Origin of the sequence: Candidatus Rhabdochlamydia sp. W815, assembly GCF_018642185.1 — a bacterium.
Lineage (GTDB): Bacteria > Chlamydiota > Chlamydiia > Chlamydiales > Rhabdochlamydiaceae > Rhabdochlamydia > Rhabdochlamydia oedothoracis.
On record NZ_JAAVTY010000071.1, the window covers coordinates 1 to 7,861 of the forward strand.

General features: G+C 35.9%; 9 protein-coding genes. 7 read left to right on the forward strand and 2 right to left on the reverse strand.

The features are described 5' to 3' along the window. Positions 1 to 364: 364 nt before the first annotated feature. Together RHOW815_RS05520 and RHOW815_RS05525 are read left to right on the forward strand one after the other, a co-directional pair. Entirely contained in the window at positions 365 to 1,417 is a 1,053-nt protein-coding gene (locus tag RHOW815_RS05520) for an NAD(P)/FAD-dependent oxidoreductase (protein ID WP_215217337.1), read from the forward strand. Further along, positions 1,418 to 1,846 carry a thioredoxin family protein gene (locus RHOW815_RS05525; RefSeq protein WP_215217338.1) on the forward strand — a complete coding sequence of 143 codons (429 nt, stop codon included), beginning with the start codon at positions 1,418 to 1,420 and terminating at the stop codon, positions 1,844 to 1,846. Here RHOW815_RS05525 and RHOW815_RS05530 read toward each other — a convergent pair. Beyond that, positions 1,843 to 2,628, reverse strand: coding sequence for a hypothetical protein (locus RHOW815_RS05530; protein WP_215217339.1), 786 nt, complete (start codon positions 2,626 to 2,628; stop codon positions 1,843 to 1,845). The genes RHOW815_RS05525 and RHOW815_RS05530 overlap by 4 nt on opposite strands. Positions 2,629 to 2,633: 5 nt before the next feature. Continuing rightward, entirely contained in the window at positions 2,634 to 3,602 is a 969-nt protein-coding gene (locus RHOW815_RS05535; protein ID WP_215217340.1) for a hypothetical protein, read from the reverse strand. A gap of 162 nt (positions 3,603 to 3,764) precedes the next feature. On the opposite strand from RHOW815_RS05535, the gene rfbC reads away from it, so the two are divergent. The 5 genes from rfbC to RHOW815_RS05560 are packed head-to-tail and all read left to right on the forward strand — an operon-like array spanning position 3,765 to position 7,675. Beyond that, positions 3,765 to 4,295: a dTDP-4-dehydrorhamnose 3,5-epimerase gene (rfbC, locus tag RHOW815_RS05540; RefSeq protein ID WP_215217341.1), complete on the forward strand. Its 531-nt coding sequence runs from the start codon at positions 3,765 to 3,767 to the stop codon at positions 4,293 to 4,295. Further along, on the forward strand, positions 4,292 to 5,143 hold the full coding sequence (gene rfbD, locus RHOW815_RS05545) for a dTDP-4-dehydrorhamnose reductase (RefSeq protein WP_215217342.1): 852 nt from the start codon (positions 4,292 to 4,294) through the stop codon (positions 5,141 to 5,143). The genes rfbC and rfbD overlap by 4 nt, the downstream gene beginning before the upstream one ends. Continuing rightward, the gene (gene rfbB, locus RHOW815_RS05550) at positions 5,127 to 6,131 is read left to right on the forward strand and encodes a dTDP-glucose 4,6-dehydratase (RefSeq protein WP_215217343.1); all 1,005 of its coding nucleotides are present in this window, start codon (positions 5,127 to 5,129) and stop codon (positions 6,129 to 6,131) included. The genes rfbD and rfbB overlap by 17 nt, the downstream gene beginning before the upstream one ends. Beyond that, positions 6,125 to 6,859 carry a 3-deoxy-manno-octulosonate cytidylyltransferase gene (gene kdsB, locus RHOW815_RS05555; protein WP_215217344.1) on the forward strand — a complete coding sequence of 245 codons (735 nt, stop codon included), beginning with the start codon at positions 6,125 to 6,127 and terminating at the stop codon, positions 6,857 to 6,859. The genes rfbB and kdsB overlap by 7 nt, the downstream gene beginning before the upstream one ends. 57 nt (positions 6,860 to 6,916) lie before the next feature. Then, on the forward strand, positions 6,917 to 7,675 hold the full coding sequence (locus RHOW815_RS05560) for a hypothetical protein (RefSeq protein ID WP_215217345.1): 759 nt from the start codon (positions 6,917 to 6,919) through the stop codon (positions 7,673 to 7,675). Positions 7,676 to 7,861 lie beyond the last annotated feature (186 nt).

Genomic DNA, 7,861 nt, shown 5'->3' on the forward strand with positions numbered 1-7,861 from the left:
CTTGAGATACATTTCCTAGCGTTTTTGCTAATTTTAAAAGGCCTAGTTTATTTTTTATCACTTTTCTCTCTATTGCTATATTCATAAATTACCACTTTGCTATTTGCTCATGCAACTACGGCATCACGCCGCAGTTGCATAAGCTGTTTTTCTTTGCTATTTACCAATAAGTGTCAATTTAAGTCTTGTCTATTACATTTGCGATTTAATCTTATCGCAGGGATTCACAATTTAGAGTTGCTTTGAGGAATTTCGAAAGAAGTCTAATACATAGGGTTTTATGCCAACTAAATAGCTTGATTTTTTTTAAAAATCTTTATTTTTATTCTTAAAAAAATTACATATAAATTAAAGGAAGGTATAAATGAAAAAAATATTGGTTCAAATTATAATTTTACTAAATACTTTTATTTATGCTACTGAAACAAGAGATGTACCGGTTTTGATTTTAGGAGGAGGACCGGCTGGTTTAACAGCTGCTATTTATTGTGGACGCTCTGGGATTAAACCGGTTGTCATTACAGGAGATAGCATAGGGGGTATGATTACGCAATCCCCTAGAGTAGAAAACTGGCCAGGCAGGGATGTGATTTCAGGAATTGAACTAGGTAAAGACCTTGAAAATCAGGCGCGTCTAAATGGAGCCGAGCTGCTTAGAGAGGAAGTAATTGATGTAGTACTTTCGCACGATCTTTTTCAAAAAGCCCATCAAATAACAACTCGTTCTTTAATTACTCAGGAGGAAGTGATATACTATACGTCTATTTTGGTAGTCGCTTTAGGAGCAACCCCTAATAAATTGCACGTTCCTGGAGAACAGAGCTATTGGTCTAAGGGAGTATATAGTTGTGCAGTATGTGATGGGGGATTTTACAAGGACAAAACCGTAGCAGTGGTAGGAGGGGGGGATGGAGCTTTAACAGAAGCACAGTATCTTGCTAACCTTGCTAAAAAAGTTTATATCATAGTACGCGGAAGAGTTTTTCGTACTGTAGAAAAACAAAGAGAGAAACAAGTTGTGTCTCTGCCAAATATAGAAGTTCTCTATCAAACTATAGTAAAAGAGATAAAAGGGGAAAAAGATCGGGTAAGCTATCTTATTTTATCCAATCAAAAACACAAAAAAAGTTATCATCTGCCAGTAGATGCTTTATTTTTAGCTATTGGATCTGTGCCAAACACAGAGTTATTTGCCAGTCAATTAGAGCTAGATTCAGGATATATTCGGTTGAAGGAACACCAAAAAACCTCTATTAAGGGAGTATATGCTGCAGGAGAGGTAGCAGATCCTGAATTTAAACAGGCAGTTTGCGCAGCAGCAGATGGCGCTAAAGCAGCTATGCAATTACAAAAAGAGATCAATAAACCATGTAAGCCTTGCGAGCTTCTGCAAAATAGATTAAAAAAGGAAATATAAATGAAAAATATTCTCATTCTTTTAAGTGGTTTATTTATGGTTTGCTCTTTGCCGGTTTATTCTGCAAATAAGCAATCGCTTAAAACAGGAAATACTCCTTTAGAAGTCTCTTCTTTAAAGGAAATCTATGAGCTTTTAGAAAATCGAAAAATAGTTTTCATCGACTTTTATAAAGATTCTTGCCCTCCTTGCGAGCAGTTCAAACCCTTATATGAAAGTTGGGCTCGTCTATTTAATAAGCAAATTATCTTTATAAAAATCAACGCAAGTAATCCAAAGACAGATAACTTATGTAAAAAGTTTGAAATAACTAGCTTGCCTACTTTGATTGTTTTAGATGATCAAGGAGAGGAAATTGCTAAGCATATAGGGATGGAGGAAATAAAGAAGATGAATATAAAAAATTTTTTAGCTTATGTAGAAGATTAAGGATTCAAATAAGTCAATAGGCGGTTCTTCCAGCCAGGTAGCCAGCGCGATTCATCCCTAGGTGCATTTGCTACCCGGTTTTCAAGCAATAAATTAGCAGCTTTCACAAAATCTTGGACGGGGTTAGTTGGTTGATTTGACATATTTTGTATCACTTGTTTTAACCCCCATCCTTGATTTGCATATTGCTCTTTGAGAGTAGTTCCCTCTCCTTTGAAATTAATATAATCTATAATGGCGTATTTTCCATTAGAGGTTTGGGCAAGCAGACGTATTTTTTTGATAAAAGATGTTTTTTCTTTAAGAGGAAGAGAAAAAAGAATATTTGCAATGGCCTTTTGAGACCGCTGTGCAATAAAGAGCATTTGCAATTCAATGGTCTGAGTGAGTAGTTTTTTTAAGCTTTGCTTACGTGAATCTTTGGTTTGGTCAAATTCTTGTTTAGAGTACCAGGGACAATCTTTTTCTTTCTTGAGCCAAGAGGGGATGGAAACACGATGTTTTTGTAAGAATAGAAGAAAGTCAGGAAATGTATCTGCAAATTGCTTTTGCCTGTCTTTTGGATACCAAATAAAATGACCGATCCCTAAGGAGAGAAAATCTTCACCGGTATTCCAGCTTAGCAATTTGTGAGTAGTTGCGCCACATTCATTCTGCCAAATTTTTTTACCAATAAAATGTGCTTCCTTTTTGGAAAGACTAAAATAGCAAGCGTGGGAAATGTTTATTTTGCCCTGACAATTAGTTATCAACAATAGAAGAAGCAGTAATCTTAAAAGCATAAAATTTATTTGTAAATGTTAAGAGAAATAATACCACTTGCAAATGCAGGTGTATTGCGGCCTGCTATAGTAAACCAACAACCAGCGATCATTCCTACGTTATGATTGAAATTATACTCAATTGCAGGCGCAATGCTTATTTGCTCTTTTGAAGTAGCATCTATTAAATGAGGGATACCATTCAAATGACCTCTATCTTCTTTAAAACGTGTTTTATTAATATGTGTATATTCTAAATCACAAGCTAAAACAAAGCGTTGAGTAAAAGACCATTCTAGCCCCAATAGAGAAATAAAAAATTGTCCGGGAAATACTTTGCCTTTTGTATGAGGTCCTCCTCCATAGGAATTTAATCCTTTTACATGAACTGGATTAGGAAGATGATAGCTTAAATTAAGACGAGTTGCTAGAAAGTGAGAGCAGCCCATTTGAAATGTTCGTCCAATAACTAAACCAATTCCTGGAAAGTAACCTCCCAATCCTCCTGCGTCTAAGCCTTGTTTATCCAAGCTCAGGTGTTGATATTTTCCTGTAGGCAAGGCGGCAAGCAATCTTAGTTTAACCGCAGGCCCAGTGGGATTCGCTTTGTATAATTGAAAGCCAAGGGATATGGGAATATCTCCAAATGCCCGTGCATGAATATCTTTCTTATGCTTATACAATACTAAGGGATTGAACTGAAAATCACAAATCTTTGACAACCCGAATTGGGCATCTAATACGAAGGAACCAATAAATAAGTGGGGCATAGAGTGGTTTTTCCAATAAGCATTGTAATATCCATAGGTATTTGTGAGGAACAAATAGGATTGTATGTTGTAGTTACCTTTAGGAACAACATTTGCAGTTGGTGTAAGCAAAGGCCCTGTGAACCAGGGCTTAGCGATATGATGCATATGAGGAGAGTTTGCAAATCCCGTTAGAGAAGAACATAAAATAACAACTGGAATTAGAGTTTTTTTTAAAAAGACCATGTTTTAGCTGTTTAATTCCTTATTATTTAGAATGGGTTTGATCAATAGGTATAAGTAGATTTTTTTATATCTCATCCGTATATTTTTATATAAGTACTTGAAAAAGTCAGGTTAATTAAGGTAAAAAATGATAGCATTGCTTTGTACATACACTAATCCAATATGAAAATAGAAACTTTAACTCTACCGGGTATCAGCTTAATTAAGCCACAGAGATTTTTTGATCAAAGGGGTTTTTTTTCGGAAATGTTCCATAAGCAACGCTATATAGAAAAAGGAATTCATTGTGAATTTGTCCAGGATAATCATTCTTTTTCTCAACGTGGAACTTTAAGAGGAATGCACTTTCAGAGAGCGCCAGGTCAAGCAAAACTGATTTGGGTAATGCAAGGGGTTATTTTTGATGTAGTGGTGGACATTTGTCCGACGCGTTCTACTTTTGGTAAATGGCTAGGAATTTATTTGGATGCGGAAAAAGGAGAACAGTTATTTATTCCTACAGGATATGCGCATGGATTTTGTGTAATGAGTGAAACTGCTCATGTTTGCTATAAGGTGAGTAGTTGTTTCGATCCATTAGAGGAAAAGGGATTTCGTTACGATGATCCTGATATAGGAATTAACTGGCCTCTTTCTTCAGTAATCCTTTCTGAAAAAGATCGCAATCAACCATTTTTACGGCAAATAACATGAAGATTTGGATTTTAGGTGGCAAAGGGATGTTGGCTAGTGTATGCGCAAAAATATGTGCACAGAGAAATTTGCAGTTTATTGTTGATGATAGATCTTTAGCCGATATCACAGATTATAATCGTTTACTACAAAGAGCTAGATGGATACAACCAACACATGTGATTAATTGCGCCGCGTATACCCATGTAGATCGAGCAGAAAAAAATCCTGAGTTAGCTTTTTTGGTAAATGCAACAGGGGCTTCTTTTGTAGCAAAAGTAGCAAAGCTAGTGGGTGCGCACTTAATGCATATTTCCACCGATTATGTATTTTCAGGAGATCAGCAAACTCCTTATTGCGAAGAGGATACACCTTGTCCTATAAATGTGTATGGCGCAAGCAAACTAGAAGGAGAAAATCTAGTATTAGATATTCATCCTAATGCGTGTATTCTTCGCACTTCTTGGGTTTTTGGTGCAGGAGGAAAAAGTTTCATCAGTTCTTTATTATCCCTATTGCAAAACCAAGAAGAGATTCATGTAGTCCAAGACCAATGGGGGTGTCTTACTTATTGTTATGATTTAGCTTCTGTTATTTTGAATCTTATACAAGAAAAAGGAATTTATCATTTTGTGAATCGAGGTGTTTGTTCTCGTTTTGATGTTGCAAAAAAGCTTTTTGAGGAGTTGCAAGATCGCATCTTTTGTAAGAAAATTATTCCTACTTCAGCTATTAAATATGTAAATATGGCGAAACGCCCCAGGTTTAATGTATTAGGGACACAGAAAATTTCTAAAAAGCTAAACAACTCTCCCAGACATTGGAAAAAGGCATTAGGAGAATTTTTCATAGATGCGATCACGGTTTAGATCTTTGTTAGTTACGGGTGGTGCCGGCTTTATTGGTTCTTGCTTTATTCGTTATGGATTAAACAAGGTTTATGGAGTTGAGAAAATAGTAAATCTCGATACCTTAACCTATGCTGGCAATATGCATAATTTAGAACCTGTTCAAAATGATATGCGTCATATATTTGTGCAAGCAAATATTTGTAATCAAAAAAGAGTAGCACAGCTCTTAAAAGAACATCAGATTGAAGCAATTGTGCATTTTGCTGCAGAAAGCCACGTCGATAGAAGTATTTTAGGGCCAAAGAAGTTTTTAGAGACTAATGTAGGAGGAACTCTTGCACTACTAGATCTTGTACGCTTATCTCCTCAAATTCACTTTCATCATGTGTCTACCGATGAAGTATATGGGTCTTTGACTCATCAAGACACTCCTTTTAAGGAGACATCCCTTTATAAACCTAATTCTCCTTATGCAGCTTCCAAAGCAGCAGCAGATCACTTTGTGCGTGCATATGCCCATACGTATAAACTTTCAACTACTATTTCCCATTGCTCCAATAATTATGGACCTTGTCAACATCCAGAGAAGTTTATTCCAAAAATGATTGCAGGCTGTTTGCATAAATCCTTTCTGCCTATATATGGAGAAGGAATGAACATTCGCGATTGGTTATTTGTTGAAGATCACGTTAAGGCTATTTGGACAATTTTAGAGCAAGGAGTTGTAGGAGAGTCTTATGCTATAGGAGGAGGATGCGAGAAAACAAATATCGATGTACTTCATTCTATCATTGATACTTTTTCTGCCTTAAAAAATGAAGATTCGACCCAGTTAAAGCTTCTCATCAAAAAAGTAGCTGATAGACCAGGACATGATTTGCGTTATTCTATTGATGCTACTAAGCTTAAAAAAAATCTTGGCTGGGTACCTGTATATGGTTTTGAATCCTCTTTGAAAAGGACCATCTGCTGGTATTTAGAATACCCAAAGAGGTTAGAATGTTAAAGATTATTTGCGTAATACCTGCTAGGTTATATTCCACGCGGTTTCCTAAGAAAATCCTCGCCTTATTACATGATAAACCTTTAATCCAATGGGTATGGGAAAAAGCATGTTCTATCTCTTGTTTTGATCAAGTGGTGATTGCTGTAGATGCAGAAGAGACAAGAGAGGTTGTCCAATGCTTCGGCGCTAATTATATCATGACATCTCAAGAATGCCCAACAGGAACAGATCGGTTGATCGAAGTTATGCAAAAATGTTCTATGCGAGCAGATATATGGGTTAATTGGCAAGCAGATGAGCCATTTATCAGTGAGCAAATGATCAAAGATCTTTTGCAGGCAACTTCCGATAGCGATATATGGACTTTGAAAAAAAGAATTATTAATCCTTCCGATATTTTATCCCCTCATATTACAAAAGTTATCTGTAATCATGAAGGACATGCACTTTATTTTTCTCGTAGTGCTATCCCTCATTATCGCGATCAAAATCCATTACAATTGTATTATCAGCATATTGGGCTTTATGCTTTTTCTCAAACAGCTCTAGAGAAGATCTCTCAATTAGATTCTTGTGACATTGAAGAAGCAGAAAAATTAGAACAGTTGCGCTTTTTGTTTCATAATCTACGCATTCGTGTAAATGAAACTTTAGAGAGCTCTTTAGGGATCGATCTTCCCGAACATCTTGCTAAAGCGGAAAAGTATTTAGGATTGCTATCTTCTTGACATGTTTTTTAGCATCGAGTAACTTCCGATATATCTAAAAGATACAAGGTATTAAAGATGAAGGTCTTTTTATTGCTTCTTTTTTTGATAACCGATTTAAGAGCAACAACCCCTCCATGGGGGGCTAATAGACATTCCTTGCTTGTTGAACACGCTCGAAAACTAGCAAAAGATCTCAAGAAATATCCTTCTTTTTCCTTTCCTACACCAGTAGAAGAAGTATTTCAGCTATTTCCTAATCAGCGTATTCCTATATTTGCCTATGGAAGTTTATTATATCCTAAGTCTGCTCTCAAAACAATTTCCCAAACAACAATTGACACACATCGCCTGGTAATAGCTTACGGGTTTCAACGTGCATTTAACTATAAAGCATCCCTTTCAAAAAAATTATCGCGCCAAACTGATGTAGCGATGTTAAATCTATTCACAACTAATCCTTTTGATACGGTAAATGGAGTTTTAATGTGGGTGACTCATGATGAATTCAAAAAACTTGTTCAAAGAGAAGAGGGTTATCATTTAAGACCTGTTATTGTGAGTGATTGGGAGCAGGGTTTAAAACCTGAGATTTCTCAACCCAATTTTTGGCTCGCTTATGTGTTTATGGTGCCTTCTGATTCTTCTTATTCTCATCATAAAATCAATCCTTATCCTCCTTATGCAAATGAAGCTTTATTAGGAGCGGAAAGATATGGGGGCATCTTTTTCACCTTCTGGCTAAAAACTACTTTTTTAGCTGATCTAACCACACCTTTTTCTGCTTGGATAGAGAACCCACAGATCGATTGCAATCAAGAAACGCTTTGCAACTAATTCAATAGTTTTAACTGTTCGTTTTGCATAGTTATAATTAGATGGATTAGATTTAGATGGATTAGTAATATAGTTATTTAAATCGACATTGATAAAACAGCTTGATCTAAGGCTTCGGATAAATTAGCTACAGTAGGTAAAAGTTCTCGGATTTTCGTTTTCATATTGGCCCAATATTTTTCGATA

Coding starts and splice junctions, on each gene's coding strand:
- rfbB (WP_215217343.1), top strand. CDS start 5,127: ATGCGATCACGGTTTAGATCTTTGTTAGTTACGGGTGGTGCCGGCTTT.
- rfbC (WP_215217341.1), top strand. CDS start 3,765: ATGAAAATAGAAACTTTAACTCTACCGGGTATCAGCTTAATTAAGCCA.
- rfbD (WP_215217342.1), top strand. CDS start 4,292: ATGAAGATTTGGATTTTAGGTGGCAAAGGGATGTTGGCTAGTGTATGC.
- kdsB (WP_215217344.1), top strand. CDS start 6,125: ATGTTAAAGATTATTTGCGTAATACCTGCTAGGTTATATTCCACGCGG.
- RHOW815_RS05530 (WP_215217339.1), bottom strand. CDS start 2,628: ATGCTTTTAAGATTACTGCTTCTTCTATTGTTGATAACTAATTGTCAG.
- RHOW815_RS05520 (WP_215217337.1), top strand. CDS start 365: ATGAAAAAAATATTGGTTCAAATTATAATTTTACTAAATACTTTTATT.
- RHOW815_RS05525 (WP_215217338.1), top strand. CDS start 1,418: ATGAAAAATATTCTCATTCTTTTAAGTGGTTTATTTATGGTTTGCTCT.
- RHOW815_RS05535 (WP_215217340.1), bottom strand. CDS start 3,602: ATGGTCTTTTTAAAAAAAACTCTAATTCCAGTTGTTATTTTATGTTCT.
- RHOW815_RS05560 (WP_215217345.1), top strand. CDS start 6,917: ATGAAGGTCTTTTTATTGCTTCTTTTTTTGATAACCGATTTAAGAGCA.